Genomic DNA, 23,472 nt, shown 5'->3' with positions numbered 1-23,472 from the left:
GATGAACCACGAGATGAAGGACCCCGTCTATGTCACCGACGCGCTGATCGCGCAGGATATCGACGCCTATCTGCTGAAGCACCAGCACAAGACCATGCTGCGCTTCATCACCTGCGGCTCGGTCGATGACGGCAAATCGACGCTGATCGGCCGGCTGCTTTACGACAGCAAGATGATCTTCGAAGACCAGCTTGCCAGCCTGGAAAGCGATTCCAAGGTGGTGGGCACCCAGGGCGGCGAAATCGACTTCGCCCTGCTGGTGGACGGGCTGGCCGCGGAACGCGAACAGGGCATCACCATCGACGTGGCCTATCGCTTTTTCGCCACCGACAAGCGCAAGTTCATCGTCGCCGACACGCCCGGCCATGAACAATATACCCGCAACATGGTCACCGGCGCCTCGACCGCCGACCTGGCGGTGATCCTGATCGACGCGCGCCAGGGCGTGCTGACCCAGACCCGGCGGCACAGCTATCTGGTGAACCTTCTGGGCATCAAGAACGTGGTGCTGGCGGTGAACAAGATGGACCTGGTCGATTACTCGGCCGAGCGGTTCTATGAAATCGTCAGCGACTACAGCCATTTCGCCAAGCAGATCGGCATGGACAGCTTTTTGCCGATCCCGATCTCGGGGCTCAAGGGCGACAATATCGTCGAACCCAGCCCCAGCATGCCCTGGTATCAGGGCCCGACGCTGCTGGGCCATCTGGAGGAAGCGCCGGTCAGCGACGCCCAGATGCTGGAGCATCCGTTCCGCATGGCGGTGCAATGGGTGAACCGGCCGAACCTGGATTTCCGCGGCTTTGCCGGCCAGATCGGCGCGGGCCAGGTGCGGCCGGGCGATGCGATCCGGGTGCTGCCCTCGGGCAAGACCACGACGGTCAAGGAAATCGTCACCTATGACGGCGCGCTGGACCTGGCGGTTGCCGGCCAGTCGGTGACGCTGACCTTCGCCGACGAGATCGACTGTTCGCGCGGCGACGTGATCGTGCAATCGGACCAGCCCTGCGAGGTCGCCGACCAGTTCGAAGCGACGCTGGTCTGGATGGCCGAACAGGAAATGCTGCCGGGCCGCCCCTATCTGCTGAAGATCGGCACCCAGATGGCGACGGCCACCGTCACCGAGCCGAAGTATGAGGTCAACGTCAACACGCTGGAGCATCTGGCCAGCAAGACGCTGGGGCTGAATGCCATCGGCGTGGTCAATATCTCGACCGACCGGCCGCTCCCGTTCGAAGCCTATGCCCAGAACCCCGACCTGGGCGGCTTTATCCTGATCGACCGCATGACCAATGCCACGGTGGCGGCGGGGATGATCCATTTCGCCCTGCGCCGGTCGCAGAACATCCACTGGCAGGCGCTGGACGTGAACCGCGATGCCCATGCGGCGCTGAAGAACCAGAAGCCGGCGGTGATCTGGTTCACCGGCCTGTCGGGTTCGGGCAAGTCCACCATCGCCAATATCGTCGAGAAAAAGCTGCACGCGCTTGGCAAGCACACCTTCCTGCTGGACGGCGACAACATCCGCCACGGGCTGAACCGCGACCTGGGCTTTACCGATGCCGACCGGGTGGAAAACATCCGCCGCGTGGGCGAGGTGGCGCGGCTGATGACCGATGCCGGGCTGATCGTGCTGACCGCCTTCATCTCGCCCTTCCGTTCGGAACGGCAGATGGTGCGCGACCTGATGGCGCCGGGCGAGTTCGTCGAGGTCTTCGTGGACACGCCCCTGGAGGTGGCCGAGGCCCGCGACGTCAAGGGCCTGTATAAAAAGGCGCGGGCCGGCCAGTTGAAGAACTTCACCGGCATCGACAGCCCATATGAGCAGCCGCAGCAGGCCGAACTGACGGTCAACACGGTGGACCTGACCCCCGAGGACGCGGCCGAGCGCATCGTGCAATACGTGCTGCGCGAGATGAGCTGACGCCCGCCCTTTGCGGTTAAGGAAAGGGAACGGCGGCCCGGTTGGGGCCGCCGTTCGCATGTCCGGGCCGGGTATTTGGCGCGCCCGCTAGGCCGTGCCCGCCAGCGCCCGCGGCCTTGGCCCGCCGGTGGCCCAATCCAGCAGTTCGGCGGTATGGACCACCGGCACCCCGGTGCCCGAGCCGATCTGCATCATGCAGCCGATATTGCCGGCGCTGATGACCTGCGGGGTCAGCGCCTCCAGCGTCTCGACCTTGCGGCGCTTGAGCTCGGCCGAAATCGCCGGCTGCATCAGGTTATAGGTGCCGGCCGAGCCGCAGCAGATATGCGCGTCCCTGGGCTCCAGCACGGTAAAGCCGGCGGCGGCCAGCAATTCCTTGGGCGCGCTGCGGATCTGCTGGCCGTGCTGCAAGGAACAGGCGGCGTGATACCCCACCCGCAGGGGCTGGGCATGGCCGGGCTCGCGCAGGCCCAGATCGGCCATCACCTCGGTGATGTCCCTGGCCAAGGCCCCGACCCGCGCGGCATCGGCCGCGAGCGGATCGTTTTCGAACATATGCCCGTAATCCTTGACCGTGGTGCCGCAGCCCGAGGTGTTGATGACGACCGCGTCCAGCCCCTCGCCCGCGACCTCGGCCATCAGCGCGCGGATATTGGCGGCGGCCATGGCGTGGCTTTCGTCGGTCTTGCCCATGTGATGGGTCAGCGCGCCGCAGCAGCCCAGGCCGCGCGGGATCACCACCTCGCAGCCATGCCGGCGCAGAAGCCGGATGGTCGCGTCGTTGATGTCGGTGTTCAGCGCCCTTTGCGCGCAGCCGATCAGCAGCGCCACCCGCTTGCGGCGCGGGCCCTGCGCAGCAAAGACCTGCGGGCGGTCGTTCAGGCTGGGCGGCGGGATGTCGCGGGGCGCCATGTCCAGCATCGCCCGCAGCCGCGCATCCGGCACCAGCCGGCGGAACGGCCGCGCCAGCTTTGCGCCCATCAGCGCCAGCCGAAACCGCCCCGGATAGGGCAGGATGCGCGCCAACAGCCAGCGCAGCGCCCGTTCACCCATGGGGCGGCGATAGGTCTTTTCGATATATTCGCGCGCATGGTCCACCAGATGCATGTAATGCACGCCCGAGGGACAGGTGGTCATGCAGGACAGGCAGGACAGGCAGCGGTCGATATGGCCGACGGTCTTGGCATCGGGGACCTTGCCGTTTTCCAGCATGTCCTTGATCAGGTAGATGCGGCCGCGGGGGCTGTCCAGCTCATCCCCCAGCACCTTGTAGGTCGGGCAGGTCGCGGTGCAAAAGCCGCAATGCACGCAAGAGCGCAGGATTTCATTGGCGCGGGCGGTGCCGGGGTCGGCCAGTTGCTGCGGCGTGAAATTGGTCTGCATGTCAGCTATCCATCAGGCCGGGATTGAGGATGCCGGCCGGGTCGAACACCCGCCGCAGCCCGGCCGAAAGCCGGGCGACGGCCGGGGCCTGGGGCGGAAAGGCCGGGCCGGCAAGCCCACCGCGCCGGACCAGCGTGGCATGGGGCGCCACCTGCCGCACCGCTTGCGCGGTCCCCGGCCCGCAATACCAGACGAGCCCGCCGCCCCAGTCGAGCGATGCCTCGCCCCCCAGCGCCTGCAAGGCCCGCACCGTGGCCGGGGCGTCGCTGGGCTTGACCAGCACCCGCCACAGCGGCGCGTCGGAACCGGCGAAATGCGCCAGGTCGCGCAACTCGCGCCATAGGGCCAGGGTGGAAACGTCGTCCAGCAATTCGGCGACCCGCGGTTTCAGCAAGGTCAGCAGCCGGTCACGGCGATAGGTCATCTGCGGCCCCAGCCCCTCGACCCGCAGCCAGGCCGAGCCGTCGCGGAAGGCGGCGCCCGAGACCTCGAAAGGCGTCGCCAGCGCGGCCGAGAAGATCGCCACCGCCTCTTCGACCGTGACGCCGTGCAAGCCCAGCGTGCAGCGGTCGGGCAGGTGCGGCAGGGTCTTCAGCGCCACCTCGGTCAGCACGCCCAGCGTGCCATGCGCGCCACAAAGCAGCTTGCCCAGGTCGAGGCCGGTGACGTTCTTCATCACCCGGCCGCCGTTCTTCAGCACCCGGCCCTGGCCGTCGACGAAGCGCACCCCCAGCAGATGGTCGCGGCAGGCCCCGGCCAGCAGCCGGCGCGGGCCGCTGGCATTGGCCGCGACCACGCCGCCGATGGTCGGCGTGCCATTGCGGCCCAGCAAGCCGCGCATGTCGGCGGGCTCGAAGGCCAGCGCCTGCCCCTCGGCGGCCAGCATGGCCTCGATGTCGTCCAGGGACGTTCCGGCGCGGGCGATCAGCGTCATCTCGCCCGGCTCATAGGTCACGACGCCGCCGATGGCGGCGGTGGACAGCACATCGCCCGGCACCGCGCCGGTTTCGACCCGCGTGCCGCCGCCGGCGATGCGCAGGGGCTGGCGGGCGGCGAAACGCTGGGCGATCAGGGCGGCAAGCTCGGCCTCGCTGGCGGGGTTCAGTGCCGCACGGCTGGGATGGTCCAGGATCATCGGCCCGCGCCCCCTTCGCGCCAAGGTCGGCTTGCCTCCAGCGGAAAGACCTTGGCCGGGTTCAGCAGCCAGCGCGGGTCGAACACGTCCTTGACCGCCATCTGGATATCCAGGTCGGGGGCGTCATATTGACTGCCCATCAGGTCGCGCTTTTCGATGCCCACGCCGTGCTCGCCGGTCAGGCAGCCGCCGACCTCGACGCAAAGCCGCAGGATGTCGGCACCGAAAGCCTCGGCCCGCGCCAGGTCGCCGGGCGTATTGGCGTCGAAGAGGATCAGCGGATGCATGTTGCCGTCGCCGGCGTGAAAGACATTCGCGACCTCCAGCCCGTGCTGGCGCGAAAGTTCGCCGATCATCTTCAGCGTATGGGGCAGTTGGCCCACCGGCACGGTGCCGTCCAGGCAGATATAGTCGCCCAGCCGGCCCATGGCGCCAAAGGCCGACTTGCGGCCCTTCCAGATCGCCATCGCTTCGTCGGCATTGCGGCTTTCGCGGAATTCCACCGGGTTCAGGGCACCCGCGATCTCGCGGATGCGGGCGATCTGGTGGTCGATCTCGGCCGGCGAGCCCTCGACCTCGACGATCAGCACCGCGGCGCAATCGGGATAGCCGGCACGGGCAAAGGACTCGACCGCGCGCAGGCAGACATCGTCCATGTATTCGATGGCGACCGGCAGCACGCCCGAGCGGATGATCCGGGCCACGCATTCCCCCGCCACCTCGGGGTCGTCGAAACCGATCAGCACCGGGCGCGCGCCCTCGGGGCGCGGCAGGATGCGCAAGGTCGCCTCGGTCACGATGCCAAGCTGGCCTTCGGACCCGCACAGCAGGCCCAGCAGGTCCAGGCCCGCAGGCCCCATCTCGGGCCCGCCCAGTTCCACCACCTCGCCGGTGGGCAGAACCACGGTGGCGCCCATCAGGTTGTTGGTGGTGACGCCGTATTTCAGGCAATGCGCCCCGCCCGAGTTCATCGCGATATTGCCGGCGATGGTGCAGGCAAGCTGCGATGAGGGGTCGGGCGCATAGAAAAACCCATGCGCCTCCAACTCGGCGCTGACCGACAGGTTGGTCACGCCGGTCTGCACGCGGATGAAGCGGTTCTGGGTGTCGATCTTCAGCACGTCGCGCAGGCGCAGGGTGGCGATGATGACGCAATCCGCCGTGGGCAGCGCCCCCCCGGCCAGCGAGGTTCCGGCGCCGCGCGGCACGACCGGCACCCGCAGGTCATGGCAGATGCGCATGGCCGCCGCGACCTCGGCGGTGGTGCGCGGCAGCACCACGGCCAAAGGCGGGCAGCGATAGGCGGTCAGCGCGTCGCATTCATAGGCCCGCGTCTCTTCGGGATCCCAGATCACGGCATCGGTGGGCAGGGCCGCGCGCAGGGCGGCGACGATCTGGGGCGCGCGGGCCAGGATGGCCGCATCGGGCGCGGGCATGGCGATGCCGGACAAGCTTTCCTCCCTGGATCGCGGGCAGGAATCTGACCTGCCCCGCCTTTGTGGTATAATTTTCAGACCAGAATCGTCAATCGGTATTTTTATGGACCATTCCGTCCGCTTCATGCTTACAATCACCGCCAACCGCCGCAGATTCGGACTGACCACCCATGACCCATGCTTCCGTGAAATCCGAACGCGCGGCCCAGACCGTGGCCCAGCATCTGGAATCCCTGATCCTGGAAGGGTCGCTGCGCCCTGGTGAGCGGCTTTTGCCCGAACGCGAACTGGCCGAACGGCTAAGCGTCTCGCGATCGACCCTGCGCGACGGGCTGCGGATCCTGGAGGAACGTGGCTTGCTTGCCCCTGGCGGCGGGCGCGGCAGCCGGGTGGCGCCCCTGGGCCAGGCCGCGATCACCGATCCGCTGATCGCCTTGCTGGCCCGCCACGCCGAGGCAGCCGACGATTATCAGGAATTCCGCGGCATCGTCGAAAGCGCGGCGGCGGCGATGGCGGCCGCGCGCGCGACCGAGGTGGAACTGGCGCGGATCCGCGACTGCCTGGACCGCATGGATCGCGCCCATGCCGCCGCCGACGCCCAGGAAGAGGCCGAGGCGGATGCCGAACTGCACCTGCTGATCTATGAGGCCAGCCACAACCTGACCCTGCTTCAGATCATGCAGGCCATGGCGGGGGTCTTGCGCTCGGACGTGATCCAGAACCGCAGCCGACTGTTCGCGGTGCCGGCCATCCGCGAATTGCTACGCCGCCAGCACCGCGCCATCGCCGAGGCGATCCTGGCCCGCGATGCCCCGGCGGCGCAGCAGGCGGCGGGCGAGCATATCCGCTACCTGCGCCAGGCCAGCCGCGAGATCCGCGAGGCCGAGGCGCGGCTGGACCTGTCGCTGCGCCGGCTGAACGGCGGCGGCGCCGGCACCCGCGCCGGGGCCACGCCCCCCCTGCCCGACGCCGGCCCCTAGGCGGCAGCGAAAGGCCGGGACGGCGCCCGGCCCCCCGGCATCCGGTCAGTCCAGGCTGACATTGGCGTCGCGGACCACCGGCTCCCATTTGGCCATCTCGGCGGTGACATGGTCGGCCAGTTCCTCGGGGGTCGAGGCGACGATGGTGGCGGAAAACTCGTTCATCCGCTCGACCACCGCCGGGTCGGCCATGGCGGCCAGCGCGGCCTTGTTCAGCGCCTCGATCGCCTCGGGCGGGGTGCCCGCGGGCGCGAACAGCGCGTTCCAGCTATAGGTTTCGTATCCCGGCAGGGTTTCGGCAATGGCGGGGATGTCGGGAAAGCTGGGGGCGCGTTCCGCCGTGGTCACGCCAAGCGCGCGCAGTTTCCCCGAGGCGATATGCCCCGAGGCCGAAGGCAGGTTGTCGAAGATGATCGGCACCTGGTTGCCCAGAACGTCGGTCAGCGCCGGGCCCGAGCCCTTATAGGGGATATGGGTGATGTCCACGCCCGCCATGGCCTTGAACAGCTCGCCCGACAGGTGCAGCGGCGTGCCGTTGCCGGACGAGGCATAGGCCAGCGGCTCGGCCTTTGCCAGGTCGATCAGCTCCTGCACGGTGTTGACCGGCAGTTCCGGGTTCACCGCCAGCACGTTCGGCACCAGCACCAAAAGCGAGACCGGCGCGAAATCCGCCACCGGATCATAGGGTTTCTGCTTCAGGATCAGCGGGTTCAGCGCATGGGTGGCGACCGTGGCCATCAGGATCGTATAGCCGTCCGGCTCGGCCTTGGCGACCTGGGCGCCGCCCAGGCTGCCGCCGGCGCCGCCGACATTCTGCACGATCACCTGCTGGCCCAGGTCCTGGCTCATGCGGTCGGCGACGATACGGCCGACCACGTCGGTCGAGCCGCCCGCGGCAAAGGGAATGACCAGGGTGATCGGCCGGTCGGGATAATCGGCCGCGCCGGCCCCCGCCAGGCCAAGCGCCATGGCGGCGCCCAGCAGCAGCCGGCGGGTGATGGATGGGGTCATGGTTTCCTCCCGTTTCTGGATGACTTATGCGTCGCTTTCGGTAAAGACCTCGTCCCGGCGCTTGCGGATCTGCGGCAGGAAGACCAGCACCAGCACGACCAGCGACAGTCCCAGCAGGGTGGCGCTGATCGGGCGGGTCAGGAAGGTCATGGGATCGCCACGCGACAGGATCATGGCCCGGCGCAGGTTCTCTTCCAGCAGCGGGCCAAGGACAAAGCCCAGCAGCAAGGGCGCCGGCTCGCAGCGCAGCTTGGACATGACATAGCCCAGAAGCCCGAAAAAGGCGACGGCGAACAGGTCATAGGCGTTCGAGGCCACCGAATAGACCCCGATCGAGCACATGGCCATGATGATCGGGAAGAGCACGTAATAGGGCACGCTCAGCAATTTGACCCACAGCCCGATCAGCGGCAGGTTCAGCACCACCAGCATCAGGTTGCCGATCCACATGCTGGCGACGATGCCCCAGAACAGCGCCGGCTGTTCGCTGACCACGTTCGGCCCCGGCACGATGCCCTGGATGATCATCGCGCCGATCATCAGCGCCATGACCGGATTGGCCGGGATGCCCAGCGTCAATAGCGGGATGAAGCTGGTCTGCGCCCCGGCATTGTTGGCGCTTTCCGGCCCGGCGACGCCGGCCAGCGCGCCCTTGCCAAAGTCCTGGGGCCGGTCCGAGACCTTCTTCTCGATCGTGTAGCTGGCGAAACTGGCCAGGATCGCGCCGCCCCCCGGCAGGATGCCCAGGACCGAGCCGATGCCGGTGCCGCGCAGCACCGGGCCGACCATCTGGCGGAATTCCTGGCGCGTGGGGAACAGGCGGTTGATGTTCTTGGTCATGACCTGGCGGTCATGCTCGTCCTCCAGGTTGCGCAGGATCTCAGCGATGCCGAAGACGCCCACGGCGACGGCGACGAAGTTCAGCCCGTCGGCATATTGGGTGATGCCCATGGTGAAGCGCGGGGTGCCGGTATAGATGTCGGTGCCGACCATGCCCAGAAGCAGCCCCAGCACCACCATCGCCAGCGCCTTGAGAACCGAGCCATGCGCCAGCGCCACCGACATCACCAGGCCCATGACCATCAGGCTGAAATATTCGGCCGCGCCGAATTTCAGCGCCACGGTGGTCAGCGGCGGGGCAAAGATCGCGACCAGGAAGGTGGCGACGGTGCCGGCAAAGAACGATCCCAGCGCCGCCGTGGCCAGCGCCGTGCCGGCGCGACCCTGGCGCGCCATCTGGTAGCCGTCGATCGCCGTCACCGCGGAAGAGCTTTCGCCGGGCATGTTGATCAGGATCGCCGTGGTCGAGCCGCCATATTGCGCGCCGTAATAGATCCCGGCCAGCATGATCAGCGAACTGACCGGCTCTAGCTGGAAGGTGATGGGCAGTAGCATGGCGATGGTCGCCGTGGCCCCGATCCCCGGCAGCACGCCGATCAGCGTCCCCAGGATCACCCCGATCAGGCAAAAGGCCAGGTTCGCCAGCGACGAGGCGACCGAGAAGCCAAGCGCAAGATTGCCGAGCAGTTCCATGCCGCCCCCCCTTCTTGTTGTCTAGAACTGGACCCAGGGGCCGAAGCGGCGGAACGGCAGCCCCAGCCCATAGCTGAAGATCAGCGTGGACAGCACCGTAACCCCGACCGCCAGGATCAGCGCCGGCAGCGGCCGCATCCGCATCGACGCCTGCGACGCGATCAGCGTGGTCACGAACAGCGCCGGCACGAAGCCCAGGCCGCGCACGGTCAGGCCAAAGAAGATCGGCGCCGGCAGGATGAACAGGATGCCCCGCCAGGCAACCTTGCCGAAGGGCTCGTCATCCTCGCGGCCAAAGGCGCGCAGGAACACGATCAGCCCCAGCACGAACAGCACCCCCGACAGCACCATGGGGAAATAGCCCGGCCCCATGCGCAGCGAGGTGCCGATTTCAAGCCCGACGGTCTGCCAGCCGAAAAACCCCGCCGCCGCCATCAAAAGCAGGCCGGCGGCGATATCGGTCTTGTCCTTGGGTTTGGTGGACATGCGTTTTCCCCTTCCCGCATCGGTCAGGCCCCGCCGCGCCTGGACGCGGCGGGGGGCGGCCGGTTCAGTCGGCGTAGATGCCCGCGGCCTCGATCACCGGCTTCCAGCGCGCGATCTCGGATTCCAGCTTGGCTTGCAGCGCGGCGGGCGTGGCGTTTTCCGCAGGCTCGGGCGCCGTGCCCAGATCGGCCATCGCCTTGGCCACACCCTCGTCGGCCAGCGCGACCTGAAGGGCCTGCGACAGGCGCTCGGTCGCGTCGGCGGGCGTGCCCTTGGGTGCATAGATGCCGTGCCAGATGCCGAACTCCATCGTCTCGACGCCGCCTTCCTTGGCGGTGGGCAGGTCGGGGAACAGCTCCAGCCGCTCGGGCGAGGTCACGGCATAGGCCTTGATGGTGCCGCCCTTGATCTGCTGGGTGGTGTTGGTGGTCTGGTCGCACATGATATCGGTCTGCCCGCCCAGCAGGTCGGTCATCGCCGGGCCCGTGCCCTTGTAGGGAACCGTCACCAGGGGCGCCTCCAGCGCCTGCATCAGCAGCATGCCGCACAGGTGGCTGGCCGCGCCGATGCCGGCATTGGCCAGGGTCAGCGTGTCGGCATTGGCCTTGACGTAATCCTTGAAGGCGGTGAAATCCGCCGGCTCGAAATCCTTGCGCGCCGTCACCACCATCGGCACTTCCGTCACCAGCCCGACATATTCAAAGGCGTTCAGCGTGTCATAGGCCAGGTTGCGGTAAAGCGTGGCCGAGGTCGCCATGCCGATATGGTGCAACAGCACGGTATAGCCGTCGGGTTCGGCCTTGGCGACATTGCCCGCGCCCAGCGTGCCGCCGGCGCCGCCGATATTCTCGACGATGATCTGCTGGCCCAGGTCAGCCGACATCCGCTCGGCCACCAGCCGCGCCACCGTATCGGTCGGCCCCCCGGCCGAGAACGGCACCACCATGGTGATCTGGCGCTGCGGAAAATCCTGCGCGAATGCCGGCGCGACCAGCAATGTCGTGGCGCAAAGCGCGCCCAGAAGCTTTTGATAAGCCATGTTTCCTCCCCCAAAGAACGGCGTGGCCGCCGCCTTGTGCGGCGCAGCCTGCCCATCAGCCTGCGGCGGCGGGCGGCGCGCATACAAATCAAAAACGCAGGCCCCCATGCGCAAATTGCCGCAATAACCCCAAGAGGGGTGGAAAAGGTGACATGGCCCGCCCAGGGCTGGGTGGATATCCACCCATTTCGGGCGATCAGCCGGGTTCTTCCTCGGCCCCCTCCAGGATCAGGCGGCGGTCGAGCCCGTATTTCTGCATCTTCTCGTAAAGCGTCTTGCGCGAAATCCCCAGCGACTCGTAGACCGGGCGCAGCCTGCCGCCATGTGCGGCGATGGCCCCGGCGATCAGGCCGCGCTCGAACGCGGCGACGCGGTCGGCCAGGCGGGCGCCCTGTTCGGGGCCAAGCTCCGCCCCGTCCAGCCCCAGGACGAAACGCTCGGCAAGATTGCGCAATTCGCGCACATTGCCCGGCCATTCCCTGGCCGCCAGGCCGGACAGGAACGCGGCGGGCGGTTCGCGCTCGGGCAGGTTGTGACGCGCGGCGGCTTCGCGCAGAAGCTGCAAGAACAGCAGCGGGATATCCTCGCGCCGGGCGGAAAGCGGCGGCACATGCAGCACGGCCACGTTCAGCCGCCAGAACAGATCCTCGCGAAAGCGGCCCCGCGCGACCATGTCCTCCAGATCGACCTTGCTGATGGCGATGAAGCGCACGTCAAGGGCCACCGGGTCGTTCGAACCCAGCCGGGTGATCGTGCGTTCCTGCAACACCCGCAACAGCTTGGCCTGCAATTCCAGCGGCATCGAGCCGATTTCATCCAGCAGCACCGTGCCGCCGCGCGCATGTTCGAACTTGCCGTAGCGCGGGCGCAGCGCGCCGGGAAAGGCCCCGGCCTCGTGGCCGAACAGCTCGGATTCGATCAACGCCTCGGGCAGGGCGGCGCAGTTGATGGCGATAAAGGGCCGGCCGGCGCGGGCCGAGATGTCGTGCAGCGTGCGCGCCACCACCTCTTTGCCCGCCCCGGTCGGGCCGATCACCAGCGCATCGGCGTCCGAGGCGCCGATGGCGCGCAGCCGATAGCGCAGGTCGACCATGGCCTGGGTGCGGCCGGGCAGCCGGGCCTCGACATCGTCGCGCTTGCCGGCGACGGCACGAAGGCGGCGGTTTTCCAGCACCAGGCCGCGATGGTCGATGGCGCGGCGGATCACGGTGGCCAGTTCCTGCACGACGAAGGGCTTTTCGATGAAGTCATAGGCGCCGCCGCGGATCGCCTCGACCGCCAGCGGCACTTCGGCATGGCCCGTCACCAGGATCACCGGGATTTCGGGATCGACCTCGTGCAGCCGGCCCATCAGCGTCATGCCGTCCATGCCCGGCATGCGGATGTCGCTGACCACGACGCCGGCGAAACCCGGCCCGGCCAGCGCCAGCGCCTCTTCGCCGGCGGCCAGCGGCTCGACCGCGAATCCCGCCAGTTCCAGCGCCTGCGCGGTCGAGCGGCGCATCTGCCCGTCATCCTCGACCAGAAGCACGCGCGGGGTCATGCCGCCACCTCGGCCGCCCCGGCCTGGGGCAGGGTCACGCAGAATTCGGCGCCGGGGTCCATGTTGCGGCAGCCGATCTCGCCGCCGAAATCGCGCACGATATTGGCGGTGATCGACAGGCCCAGACCCAAGCCGGCCCCCAGGCCCTTGGTGGTATAGAACGGGTCGAAGATGCGCGCGGCGATGGCCGCGGGCACGCCGGGGCCGCGGTCGCGCACCCGGATGGCGATGCGGCCCGCCTCGGCCCGCGCGGCCAGGGTGATGCGGCGGTCCGCCGCCCCCTCCGCCGCGTCGGCGGCATTGGTGATCAGGTTCACCAGCACCTGTTGCAGGCGCGTCGGCCCGGCCCGCAGCGGCGGCAGGTCGGCGGGCACGTCCAGGTCCAGCACCGCGCCGCTGCTGGCCAGCCGGGCGGCGACGATGGTGCGGGTTTCGTCCAGAAGCCCGGCCAGCGCCACCGCGCCCAGCCGGTCGTCGGGCTTGCGCGCGGCATGGCGCAGGTGCTTGCCGATGGCGGCGATGCGGTCCACCAGCGCCAGGATCTGGGCGATGTTTTCGCGCGCGCGGACCAGGTCGCCGCGCTCGATCAGGATGGCGGCGCTGTCGGCATAGTTGCGCGCCGCCGCCAGCGGCTGGTTGATCTCGTGCGAGAGCGAGGCCGACATCTGCCCCAGCGCCGCCAGCTTGCCGACCTGGACCAGGCTGGCCTGGGCTGCGCGCAATTCCGCCTCGGTGGCGCGGCGTTCGGCCACCTCTTGTTCAAGCTGGGCGTTCACCCGCGCCAGGTCGGCGGTGCGCCGGGTCACGCGGCGCTCCAGTTCGGCGGTGGCGGCCAGGCGGTCGGCGATCCGCGCCCGGCGCTGGCGCCACATCATCAGCCCGATGCCCGCGACCGCGATCAGCAGCATCAGGCTTAGCACCGCCAGCCGCGCCTCGGCGCGCAATTCGGCGCTGTCCAGCAGCACATGCACGGTCCAGCCCGCGCCGGGCATGTCCTCGGAGACGGCGATATAGTCGTGGCGGCGCGCGTCCTCGGCGCCAAGCGCAGCCGGCAGGCGGAACACCGGCACGCCGTGCAGGTCCAGCCGCTCGATCGGCAATTCGGCCAGCGGCGTGCCGGCATAGCGGCGCGAGGATTCGGTGCGCGCCAGCCGCTCGGGGGTCAGCGGCCGGATGCCGTGGTAAAGCCAGCTTGGCTCGGATGACAGAAACGCGGTGCCCTCGGGGTCCGTCACCAGCACGCGATACTGGTTGCCGCGCCAGGAGGCCTCGATCCGGTCCACGCCGATCTTGACCGCCACGACGGCGCTGATGCGGCCGGCCTCGTCCTCGACCGGGGCCGAGAAGAAATAGCCCCGCACCCCCGAGGTGGTGCCGATGCCGTAAAACCGCCCCTGCCCGCCCGCCATGGCGTCGATGACATAGGGCCGGTAGCTGAAATTCTGCCCGACGAAGCTGGCGGGACCAAGATGGCCGGAATGGGCGATGGTTTCGCCATCGGGCAGGATCAGGTAGATGTCCGAGGCCTGCACGGCCTGGTTCTGCTCGGCCAGCCAGAGATTGGTCTGCCGGCGCAGCGCGGCATTGCCGGGATCGGCGGCCAGCTTTCGGATCAGGTCCAGGTCGGCGACAAGCTGCGGCACCACCTCATAGCGCGCCAGGTCGGCGGTCAGCGCATTCGCCGTCAGCCGCAGCGCGGTCGTGGCGCGGGCCTGCCCCTGGCGAAAGGAATGCTGATGCGCCAACTGCGCGCCCAGCCACAGGACCGCCGCCACGCCGGCCATGCAGGCCAAGACCAGCAGCCAGCGGCGCGGCCGCAGGTCTATGCGCATCCGAACCGGCGCATCCAAGGCACGACTTCCTTCCCGCTTCACCCTCTTCCTGCGGCGGAATCTGACAGCAAGGCCGGCTGCGCGCAACCGGCCATGGCGGCAGGGCCGGGATTCAACCCGGAAAGCGCCATTCGCCGTCGCCAAGCGCCGGGGCGGCGCGATCCGTCACCAGCGGGCTGCGCGAAAAGCGCAGCGGGCTGCGCAGCCCGGCGATGCCCTGGGGCGCGATGCGCAGGCCGCGGGCCTGGACCTGCGGCTCGGCCAAAGCCTCGGCCACGTCGTTGACCGGGCCGGCGGGGACGCCCGCCCCCTCCAGCGCGGCGATCAGCGCAGAGCGGGCAAAGCGGCGCGTGGCATCGGCCAAAAGCGGCACCAGCCGCGCGCGGTTCGCCACGCGGGCGGGGTTGGTGGCATAATCCGGGTCTTCCGCCAGGCCGGGCAGGTCCAGCACCCGGCACAGCGCCGCGAATTGCCGGTCATTGCCGCAGGCGACGATCAGATGCCCGTCCAAGGCCGGGAAAAGCTGATAGGGCACGATATTGGGATGCGCATTGCCCAGCCGGTGCGGCACCTGCCCGCCCAGCAGGTAATTCGTCGCCTGGTTGGCCAGCACCGCCACCCCGCAATCCAGAAGCGACAGGTCCAGATGCTGGCCCAGGCCCGACCGCGCCCGCTCGGCCAGCGCGGCCTGCACGGCGATCACCCCGTAAAGCCCGGTGAAGATGTCGATCCAGGCGACGCCGACCTTCTGCGGCTCGCCCTGCGGATCGCCGGTCAGGTCCATGATGCCCGACATGCCCTGGATCAGGAAATCATAGCCCGGCTGCGCCGCGCGCGGCCCGTCCTGCCCGAAGCCGGTGATCGAGGCATAGACCAGTCGCGGATTGCGCGCCGAAAGCGTCGCGTAGTCCAGCCCGAACTTGCGCAGGCCCCCCAGCTTGAAATTCTCGACCACCACGTCGGCCTGGTCGATCAGCGCCCGCAGCCGCGCCAGGTCGGCGGGGTCGTTGAAGTCGCAAGTCACCGAGCGCTTGCCGCGATTGGCGGCGTGGAAATAGGCCGCGACCCGTTCGGTCGTGCCGTCGGGCCGGGGCCGGTCGATGAAGGGCGGGCCCCAGCGGCGGGTGTCGTCGCCCTCGGGCGCCTCGACCTTGATGACCTCGGCGCCCAGGTCGGCCAGGGTCTGGCCGATCCACGGCCCGGCCAGGATGCGCGCCAGTTCGACGACGCGCAGCCCCTTCAGCGCCGGCTGATCCATCACCCGAACGCCTGGATGCCGGTCTGCGCCCGGCCCAGGATCAGCGCATGGACGTCATGCGTGCCCTCATAGGTGTTCACCGTCTCCAGGTTCTGGGCGTGCCGCATGACGTGATAGCCGATCTGGATGCCGTTGCCGCCATGCATGTCGCGGGCCTGGCGCGCGATCTCCAGCGCCTTGCCGCAATTGTTGCGCTTGACGATCGAAATCATCTCGGGCGCGAACTTGCCCTGGTCGAACAGCCGCCCGACCCGCAGGCTGGCTTGCAGCCCCAGCGCGATCTCGGTCTGCATGTCGGCCAGCTTTTTCTGGTAAAGCTGCGTCGCGGCCAGCGGGCGGTTGAACTGCTGGCGGTCGAGGCCGTATTGGCGGGCACGGAACCAGCAATCCTCGGCCGCGCCCATGGCGCCCCAGGAAATGCCGTAGCGCGCGCGGTTCAGGCAGCCGAAGGGGCCGCCCATGCCCTCGGTACCGGGCAACAGCGCATCCTCGCCGACCTCGACATTCTCCATGACGATCTCGCCGGTGATCGAGGCGCGTAAGGACAGCTTGCCCTCGATCTTGGGCGCCGAAAGACCCTTCATGCCCTTGTCCAGCACGAAGCCGCGCACCTTGCCGCCGTGGGCCTCGGACTTGGCCCAGACCACGAAGACATCGGCGATAGGCGCGTTCGAGATCCACATCTTGGAGCCGTTCAGCACATAGCCGCCCTGGGTCTTGCGGGCCATGGTGCGCATGCCGCCGGGGTCGGATCCCGCATCCGGCTCGGTCAGGCCGAAGCAGCCGATGAACGCGCCCGAGGCCAGTTTCGGCAGGTATTTCTGCTTCTGCGCCTCGCTGCCATAGGCCTCGATCGGGAACATCACCAGCGAGCTTTGCACCGAAGCCATGGAACGATAGCCCGAATCGATGCGCTCGATCTCGCGCGCGACCAGCCCATAGGCGACGTAAGAGGCGCCGACGCCGCCATAGGCTTCGTCCACCGTGACGCCCAGCAGGCCGGCTGCGCCCATCTCGCGGAATATCTCGGGATCGGTTTCCTCGTTCAGATAGGCGGCCTCGACGCGCGGCGCCAGCCGGTCGGCGGCGAAGGCCGCGGCGCTGCCCTGGATCATCCGCTCTTCCTCGGTCAGTTGATCCTCAAGCAGGAACGGGTCGGACCAGGAAAAGGGGCCGCCCTTGTGCGATTGGGTCGTCACGTCATGCCTCATGCGCTGATGCTGTCGGATCATTCATTACCGCTTTCAAACCGGGGCGGAAAATGGATAATCCTCATTACTTCATGCATGGGATGAATGTTCTTGCGGCAAAGGCGCTTTCTTCCGAACCTCAGCCTGCTGCTGGCCTTTGACGCGGTGATGCGCACGGGTTCGGTCACCGGCGCGGCGCAGGATCTGGGGCTGACGCAAAGCACGGTCAGCCGGCTGCTGCAAAGCCTGGAGGCGCATTTGGCGCAGGACCTGTTCATCCGCCACAAGAAGCGCCTGACCCCGACCGAAGCCGCCGAGCGGTATTTTCGCGACATTTCCGCGGCGCTGGACCAGATCCAGCGCGCCGGCATGTCGCTGATCGCCAATCCCGACGGCGGCAGCCTGGACCTGGCGGTGCTGCCGACCTTTGCCACGCGCTGGCTGGCGCCGCGACTGCCGGATTTCCTGTCGGCGCATCCCGGCGTCTCGATCAACCTGACCACGCGCTTTCGCCGCTTCAGCTTTGACGAGGAACCGTTCGACGCGATGATCTTCTACGGCCGCGACGACTGGCCGGGGGCCGACCACCTGAAACTGTTCGATGAACGCCTGACCGCCTGCGCCGCCCCCGATCTGCTGGCGCGGCGGCCGGTGGCGGCGCCCGCCGACCTGGCGGGAATGCTGCTGCTGCAATTGCCGACCCGCCCCGACGCCTGGCAGGCCTGGTTCCGGGGACAGGGAGCCGAGCCGCCAGCGCCGCTGGAGGGCATGATGATGGACCAGTTCTCGATGATGATCCAGGCGGCAATCTCGGGACTGGGGATCGCGCTGCTGCCCGACTACCTGGCCCGCGTCGAGATCGCCAAGGGCCGGCTGGCGCCGGTGCTGCGGCAGGGCGTGCCGGGCAGCGGCGCCTATTGGCTGGCCTGGCCGGCGCGCAAGGCCGGGCTGAAGCCGCTTTCGGCCTTTCGCGACTGGATCGCCGCCCGCATGGCGCGGGACGGGCTGGGATAGGCGCGGCCGGGGCCCCGCTTTCAGGCCGGGACCAGCCTTCATCGCCCCAAGCCCCGCCCAGGCAACCAGCGCCGGGCTGCAATTGCCGGGAACCGACCGGGGCGCCCTCAGCTATCCATCTTCAACGCCTGGATAAAGGCGGTCTGCGGGATCTCGACCTTGCCGAACTGGCGCATCTTCTTCTTGCCGGCCTTTTGCTTTTCCAAAAGCTTCTTCTTGCGCGTGGCATCCCCGCCATAGCATTTCGCGGTCACGTCCTTGCGCAGCGCCGCCAAGGTCTCGCGCGCGATGACGCGCCCGCCGATGGCCGCCTGGATCGGGATCTTGAACATGTGGCGCGGGATCAGGTCCTTGAGCTTTTCGACCATCGCCCGGCCGCGGCTTTCGGCGCGGTCGCGATGGACCATGATCGACAGCGCGTCCACCGGCTCGTCATTGACCAGGATCGACATCTTGACCAGGAAGTCCTCGCGGTATTCGCTGATCTGGTAGTCGAAGCTGGCATAGCCCTTGGTCACGGATTTCAGCCGGTCGTAGAAATCGAACACCACCTCGGCCAGCGGCAGGTCATAGACCACCATGGCGCGGCTGCCGGCATAGGTCAGGTCCATCTGGATGCCGCGCCGGTCCTGGCACAGTTTCAGCACGTCGCCCAGATATTCGTCCGGGACCATGATCGTGGCCTTGATCCGCGGCTCCTCGATATGGTCCACATGGGTCAGGTCGGGCATGTCGGCGGGGTTGTGCAATTCGCGCATCTCGCCGTCGCGCATGAAAAGCCGGAACACCACCGAGGGCGCGGTGGTGATCAGGTCCAGGTCGTATTCGCGTTCCAGCCGGTCGCGGATCACCTCCAGGTGCAAAAGCCCCAGGAACCCGCAGCGGAAGCCAAAGCCAAGCGCGGCCGAGGTCTCCATCTCATAGCTGAAGGACGCATCGTTCAGCGCCAGCTTTTCGATGGCGTCGCGCAGCGTGTCGAAATCATTGGCATCGACCGGGAACAGGCCGCAGAACACCACCGGCTGCGCCGGCTTGAAGCCCGGCAGCGGCGCGGCGCAGCCCTTGCGCTCATGGGTGATGGTGTCGCCGACGCGGGTGTCGCGCACCTGCTTGATCGAGGCGGTGAAGACCCCGATCTCACCCGGCCCCAGTTCGGCGATGTCCTGCATCTGCGGACGCAGCACGGCGAGCTTGTCGATGCCGTAGACGGCATTGGTCTGCATCATGCGGATGCGGTCGCCCTTGCGGATCATCCCGTCCATGACGCGGATCATCACCACGACGCCCAGATAGGCGTCATACCAGCTGTCGACCAGCATCGCCTTTAACGGCGCGTCCCGGTCGCCCTTGGGCGCCGGCAGGCGGGCGACGATGGCCTCCAGCACGTCGGGGATGCCAAGCCCGGTCTTGGCCGAGATCTGGATGGCGTCCTGGGCGTCGATGCCGATCACGTCCTCGATCTGTTCCTTGACGCGGTCGGGTTCCGCCGCGGGCAGGTCGATCTTGTTCAGCACCGGCACGATCTCGTGCCCGGCGTCGATGGCCTGATAGACATTGGCCAGGGTCTGCGCCTCGACCCCCTGCGTCGCGTCCACGACCAGAAGCGAGCCTTCGACCGCGCGCATCGAGCGGCTGACCTCATAGGCGAAGTCCACGTGGCCGGGCGTGTCGATCAGGTTCAGCACATAGGTCCGCCCGTCGCGCGCCGGATAGTCGATGCGCACGGTATTGGCCTTGATGGTGATGCCCCGCTCGCGCTCGATATCCATGCTGTCCAGCAGCTGGGCCTTCATGTCGCGTTCGGCGACCGTGCCCGTCATCTGGATCAGCCGGTCGGCCAGGGTTGATTTGCCGTGGTCGATATGGGCCACGATCGAGAAATTGCGGATGAGCTCAAGGTCGGTCATAGCCGCGCTATACAAGGGCGCGGGCCGCGCGGGAAGAGGGTTCATGAGGCGGTGGCGAAACCGGCCTCGCGCAGCCGGCGACGGCGCAGCACCGCCTCGCGCCACATGGCATAGCAGCCCGAGGCGACGATCAGCGCCGCGCCCGCCAGCGTGGGCAGGTCCGGCCGCTCGTCAAAGACCAGGAAAGCCACGATCAGCGCAAAGACCAGGCGCGCATAGCGATAGGGCGCCACGGCGACGGCATCGCCGACGCGGGTCGCCGCGACCAGCAGCACATAGCCGCCGACGCCCACCACCATGCCCCCGGCCAGTTGGCCAAGCTGCACCGCCCCCGGCCTGACGGCAGGCTGGCCCGTCGCAACCCAGGTGGCCAGCCCGCCCAGAAGGATCGCCAGAAAGGCCGAGCCGGCGATCTGGTCCGAACGGATGCCGGGCGGAATGCGGCGCGTGGCCAGGTCGCGCACCGCCAGCGCCACCACCGCGGCCAGCGCCATCAGCGAAACCGGCTGGAACGCCGCCAGCCCCGGCCGCACGATCAGCAGCACCCCGGCAAAGCCCACCGCGATGGCGCTGCAACGCCTCCAGCCCACCGGCTCGCCCAGAAATAGCGCCGCCCCCAGCACGATGAACAACGGCAGTGCTTGCAGGATCGCCGAGGTCGAGGACAGGTCGCTCAGCGCCAGCGCCGCGGTAAAGCCGATGGCGCCGACGATCTCGCACAGGTTGCGAAGCAGCACCAGCGGATGCAGCAGCGCGCGGGTCCAGAAGCGCTGCCGGCGCAGCAGGATCGAGGCCCAGAAGGCCAGAAAGCCCGCCGCTCCGACCATGGAAAGCACCTGCCCATAGGGCAGGCCCAGGGTCATCAGCTTGATGAACATGTCCTCCAGCGCAAAAAGCGCCATGGACAGCACCATGAGGATCGCGCCGCGGAAGTTTTCGGTGACCATTCGTCGCGGCCTCATGTCGGGGAATTGCGCCCGCGGCGCCCTGGCGCGATCATAGGCGGGTTTCACGCCGGACGAAAGATCGGCATGGCTAAAAGGCCGGGCAAGCCGCGGCCGGAACCCGCGAAAGGATGCAGCGATGAAGTTTCACGTCGAGGATATGAGCTGCGGCCATTGCACCGCCGCCATCGAAAAGGCGGTGGCCCAGGCCGGCGGCCGGGCCAGCACCGATCTTGCCAGCCGCAGCGTCACGGTCCAGGGGCTGGACCCGGCCCGCGCGGCCGAGGTGATTCGCGAAGCCGGCTACACGCCCCAGCCGGGCTGAACCACATCTTGCGGTCGCGCTCGCCGCGGCCGCCATTCCTGCCCGGCCCGGCCGCCGACCCGCGCAATTGTGACGCAAACCCGGTTCTGTTAACCTGCAAGGCGCAAGAAACGCGGCCGAAAGAGGGCGCCCAGCCCCGTAGCCGCGGCAGGATCCGAGGAGACAGGAATGTTCAACCGACTGATGATCGCCGCCGCCGCGGTGGTGCTGACGACGCCGCTTGCCATGGCCGGCCCCATCGATTCCGCCTGCGTCCGTTCGGAACGCGGCGCCCGCAACGGCCAGGCATGCCGCTGCATCCAGCAGGTCGCCGACCAGACGCTGTCACGCGCCGACCAGCGCCGGGCCGCGCGCTTCTTCCGCGACGCCGATGCCGCGCAAGAGGTGCGCATGTCGAAAAGCGACGCCGACAACGCCTTCTGGGCGCGCTACAAAAGCTTCGCCGCCGCAGCCGAGGCTTATTGCGCGCGCTAGGCCGGGACATGCGCATCACCGTGCTGACCGGGGCCGGCATCTCGGCCGAAAGCGGCATCCGCACCTTTCGCGCCAGCGATGGGCTGTGGGAAGAGCACCGCATCGAGGATGTCGCCACGCCCGAGGGGTTCCACCGCGACCCGGCGCTGGTGCACCGCTTCTACAACCAGCGCCGCGCCGATGCCGCCCGCGCCCAGCCCAATGCCGCGCATCGGGCGCTGGCGCGGCTGGCCCGGCATCACGACCTGACCCTGATCACGCAGAACGTGGACGACCTGCACGAACGCGGCGGCTCGGCCGAGGTGATCCACATGCATGGCAGCCTGCTGGGTGCGCTCTGCTCGGGCTGCGGGCATCGCTGGCCAGCGGCGCTGGTGATGCGCCCGCCCGATCCCTGCCCGGCCTGCGGCCAGCCCCTGGCCCGGCCCGACATCGTCTGGTTCGGCGAAATTCCTTATCACATGGAACGGATCTGGCAGGCGGTGGAAAGCGCCGAACTCTTTGCCGCCATCGGCACTTCGGGCCAGGTCTATCCGGCAGCGGGCCTCGCCCAGCATGCCCGGCGAAACGGCGCCGAAACCATCGAGCTGAACCTGGCCGCCTCGGCCGCGGCCCGCGATTTCAGCCAGCACCGCATCGGCCCCGCCACCCAGGTGGTGCCGCAATGGGTCCAGGGGCTTTGCCCCTAGGGATCGCGTTCCGGCTTCTTTCGTGGCCAAATATCCTGGGGGAGCGCCGGCCCGGCCGGCGTGGGGGCAAAGCCCCCCGGCCACCGCGCCGCCGCGACCGGCCTTGACCATCGGGCGGCGATCCGCCACCCCTTGGGCTTGCCCCGAACCCAAGGCCCGCCATGACCCGCACCATCCTTGCCAATGCCCGGCTGATCCTGCCCGAAACCGTGACCCAGGGCGCGCTGGTGCTAAAGGACGGGCTGATCGCCGCGATCCAGCCGGGCGACGGCCTGCCCGACGGCGCACTGGACATGGGCGGCGATTACCTGGCCCCCGGCATGGTCGAATTGCATACCGACAACCTGGAACGCCACCTGCGCCCCCGTCCCGGCGTGAACTGGCCCCATGCCGGGGCCATCCTGGCCCATGACGCCGAACTGGCGGGCTGCGGCATCACCACGGTCTTCGACGCGATGCGCGTGGGCTCGATCCCGAACGAGGGGACGGATGGCGATTACGACAAATACGCCCGCGAACTGGCGCATGAACTGGCAGCCCTGCGCGCCCGCGACGTGCTGCGCATCAGCCATTTCCTGCACCTGCGCGCCGAGATCTGCTCGCAGACCCTGCTGGCCGAACTGGACGAGTTCGGCCCCCAGGACCGGGTCGGCATCATCAGCCTGATGGACCACACGCCCGGCCAGCGCCAGTTCCGCGACATCGGCAAGCTTGCCCAATACGTGCAGGGGAAATACAAGCTTTCGGACGCGGAATTCGCCGACCACGTCGCCCGGCTCAGGGCATTGCGCGACCGCTTCGGCGACCGCCACGAGGCGGCGGCGGTCGAGATCGCGCACCGTCTGGGCGCGGTGCTGGCCAGCCATGACGACACCACCGCCGAACATGTCGCGCTTTCGGCCGGCCATGGCGTGCGGCTGGCCGAGTTCCCGACCACGCCCGAGGCGGCGGCCGCCTGCCGCGACCACGGCATCATGGTGATGATGGGCGCGCCGAACCTGATCCGCGGCGGCAGCCATTCGGGCAATGTCTCGGCCGCGGAGCTGGCGCGGGCCGGGCATCTGGACATCCTGTCCTCGGATTACGTGCCCGCGGCGCTTCTGGCCGGGGCGCTGATCCTGGCGCGGATCTGGGACGACCTGCCGCGCGCCATGGCGACGGTCGGCGCGAATCCCGCGCAAGCGGCCGGGCTTGCGGATCGCGGCCGGATCGCGCCGGGGCTGCGCGCCGACCTGATGCGCTTTTCGCTATGCGATGACCTGCCGGTGCTGCGCGAAACCTGGGTGCGCGGCCGCCGCGTCTAGGCCCAGGCAATTCGCGGTCCCGTTGATCTGGATCAAGCCACGGCCCGGCCCGCCGGGCTAGCCAT

General features: G+C 68.4%; 20 protein-coding genes. 7 read left to right on the top strand and 13 right to left on the bottom strand.

Annotation, left to right across the window (positions count from 1 at the left end; translation table 11 throughout):
- Window position 1 precedes the first annotated feature (1 nt).
- Window positions 2-1,924: a sulfate adenylyltransferase subunit CysN gene (cysN, locus tag F3H32_RS00225; RefSeq protein WP_149763337.1), complete on the top strand. Its 1,923-nt coding sequence runs from the start codon at window positions 2-4 to the stop codon at window positions 1,922-1,924.
- 87 nt (window positions 1,925-2,011) lie between these two features.
- Here the strand turns inward: cysN and glcF are convergent, their stop codons facing one another.
- Genes glcF through F3H32_RS00210 form a run of 3 tightly spaced genes read right to left on the bottom strand, consistent with a single transcriptional unit; the run spans window position 2,012 to window position 5,884 of the window.
- The gene (gene glcF, locus F3H32_RS00220; RefSeq protein WP_149763335.1) at window positions 2,012-3,307 is read right to left on the bottom strand and encodes a glycolate oxidase subunit GlcF; all 1,296 of its coding nucleotides are present in this window, start codon (window positions 3,305-3,307) and stop codon (window positions 2,012-2,014) included.
- Window position 3,308: 1 nt separating this feature from the next.
- Window positions 3,309-4,442, bottom strand: coding sequence for an FAD-binding protein (locus F3H32_RS00215; protein WP_149763333.1), 1,134 nt, complete (start codon window positions 4,440-4,442; stop codon window positions 3,309-3,311).
- Window positions 4,439-5,884, bottom strand: coding sequence for an FAD-linked oxidase C-terminal domain-containing protein (locus F3H32_RS00210; RefSeq protein ID WP_223191312.1), 1,446 nt, complete (start codon window positions 5,882-5,884; stop codon window positions 4,439-4,441). The genes F3H32_RS00215 and F3H32_RS00210 overlap by 4 nt, the downstream gene beginning before the upstream one ends.
- A gap of 164 nt (window positions 5,885-6,048) precedes the next feature.
- Between F3H32_RS00210 and F3H32_RS00205 the strand changes: the two genes are divergently transcribed.
- Entirely contained in the window at window positions 6,049-6,858 is an 810-nt protein-coding gene (locus F3H32_RS00205; protein WP_149763329.1) for a FadR/GntR family transcriptional regulator, read from the top strand.
- Window positions 6,859-6,903: 45 nt separating this feature from the next.
- Here the strand turns inward: F3H32_RS00205 and F3H32_RS00200 are convergent, their stop codons facing one another.
- The 8 genes from F3H32_RS00200 to F3H32_RS00165 form a co-directional block, all read right to left on the bottom strand.
- A complete protein-coding gene (locus F3H32_RS00200; protein WP_149763327.1) occupies window positions 6,904-7,869 on the bottom strand; it encodes a Bug family tripartite tricarboxylate transporter substrate binding protein in 966 nt (321 codons plus the stop codon).
- A 24-nt stretch (window positions 7,870-7,893) separates the two neighbouring features.
- Window positions 7,894-9,402 carry a tripartite tricarboxylate transporter permease gene (locus tag F3H32_RS00195; protein ID WP_149763326.1) on the bottom strand — a complete coding sequence of 503 codons (1,509 nt, stop codon included), beginning with the start codon at window positions 9,400-9,402 and terminating at the stop codon, window positions 7,894-7,896.
- Between the two features lie 21 nt (window positions 9,403-9,423).
- Window positions 9,424-9,888 (bottom strand): tripartite tricarboxylate transporter TctB family protein, encoded by a 465-nt coding sequence (locus F3H32_RS00190; RefSeq protein WP_149763324.1) that lies wholly within the window; start codon window positions 9,886-9,888, stop codon window positions 9,424-9,426.
- Between the two features lie 64 nt (window positions 9,889-9,952).
- Window positions 9,953-10,927, bottom strand: a complete 975-nt coding sequence (locus F3H32_RS00185) for a tripartite tricarboxylate transporter substrate-binding protein (RefSeq protein WP_149763322.1) — start codon at window positions 10,925-10,927, stop codon at window positions 9,953-9,955.
- Between the two features lie 196 nt (window positions 10,928-11,123).
- Window positions 11,124-12,470 (bottom strand): sigma-54-dependent transcriptional regulator, encoded by a 1,347-nt coding sequence (locus F3H32_RS00180; protein ID WP_149763320.1) that lies wholly within the window; start codon window positions 12,468-12,470, stop codon window positions 11,124-11,126.
- Window positions 12,467-14,320 carry a sensor histidine kinase gene (locus F3H32_RS00175; RefSeq protein WP_223191301.1) on the bottom strand — a complete coding sequence of 618 codons (1,854 nt, stop codon included), beginning with the start codon at window positions 14,318-14,320 and terminating at the stop codon, window positions 12,467-12,469. The genes F3H32_RS00180 and F3H32_RS00175 overlap by 4 nt, the downstream gene beginning before the upstream one ends.
- Window positions 14,321-14,414: 94 nt before the next feature.
- Window positions 14,415-15,560, bottom strand: coding sequence for a CaiB/BaiF CoA transferase family protein (locus F3H32_RS00170; protein WP_149763318.1), 1,146 nt, complete (start codon window positions 15,558-15,560; stop codon window positions 14,415-14,417).
- Complete coding sequence (locus tag F3H32_RS00165; protein ID WP_149763732.1) at window positions 15,560-16,771, bottom strand: acyl-CoA dehydrogenase; 1,212 nt, start codon at window positions 16,769-16,771, stop codon at window positions 15,560-15,562. Before F3H32_RS00165 ends, F3H32_RS00170 begins: the two co-directional genes overlap by 1 nt.
- Window positions 16,772-16,855: 84 nt before the next feature.
- Between F3H32_RS00165 and F3H32_RS00160 the strand changes: the two genes are divergently transcribed.
- Window positions 16,856-17,764: a LysR family transcriptional regulator gene (locus F3H32_RS00160; RefSeq protein WP_149763316.1), complete on the top strand. Its 909-nt coding sequence runs from the start codon at window positions 16,856-16,858 to the stop codon at window positions 17,762-17,764.
- Window positions 17,765-17,871: 107 nt separating this feature from the next.
- Here F3H32_RS00160 and lepA read toward each other — a convergent pair whose 3' ends face one another.
- Window positions 17,872-19,671: a translation elongation factor 4 gene (gene lepA, locus F3H32_RS00155; protein ID WP_188128545.1), complete on the bottom strand. Its 1,800-nt coding sequence runs from the start codon at window positions 19,669-19,671 to the stop codon at window positions 17,872-17,874.
- Between the two features lie 41 nt (window positions 19,672-19,712).
- Window positions 19,713-20,633, bottom strand: coding sequence for a DMT family transporter (locus tag F3H32_RS00150; protein ID WP_223191300.1), 921 nt, complete (start codon window positions 20,631-20,633; stop codon window positions 19,713-19,715).
- Window positions 20,634-20,754: 121 nt separating this feature from the next.
- Here F3H32_RS00150 and F3H32_RS00145 point away from each other — a divergent pair, with 121 nt between their 5' ends.
- From F3H32_RS00145 to F3H32_RS00130, 4 genes are all read left to right on the top strand, one after another.
- Entirely contained in the window at window positions 20,755-20,940 is a 186-nt protein-coding gene (locus F3H32_RS00145; protein WP_115755936.1) for a heavy-metal-associated domain-containing protein, read from the top strand.
- Window positions 20,941-21,108: 168 nt separating this feature from the next.
- Window positions 21,109-21,414 (top strand): hypothetical protein, encoded by a 306-nt coding sequence (locus tag F3H32_RS00140; RefSeq protein WP_149763313.1) that lies wholly within the window; start codon window positions 21,109-21,111, stop codon window positions 21,412-21,414.
- An 8-nt stretch (window positions 21,415-21,422) separates the two neighbouring features.
- The gene (locus F3H32_RS00135) at window positions 21,423-22,103 is read left to right on the top strand and encodes an NAD-dependent deacylase (RefSeq protein ID WP_149763311.1); all 681 of its coding nucleotides are present in this window, start codon (window positions 21,423-21,425) and stop codon (window positions 22,101-22,103) included.
- Between the two features lie 161 nt (window positions 22,104-22,264).
- A complete protein-coding gene (locus F3H32_RS00130; RefSeq protein ID WP_149763309.1) occupies window positions 22,265-23,407 on the top strand; it encodes an alpha-D-ribose 1-methylphosphonate 5-triphosphate diphosphatase in 1,143 nt (380 codons plus the stop codon).
- Window positions 23,408-23,472 lie beyond the last annotated feature (65 nt).

The organism is Paracoccus thiocyanatus, assembly GCF_900156255.1.
GTDB lineage: Bacteria > Pseudomonadota > Alphaproteobacteria > Rhodobacterales > Rhodobacteraceae > Paracoccus > Paracoccus thiocyanatus.
Note: the sequence above shows the minus strand (reverse complement) of the source record. Positions and strands in the feature narration are given on the sequence as shown.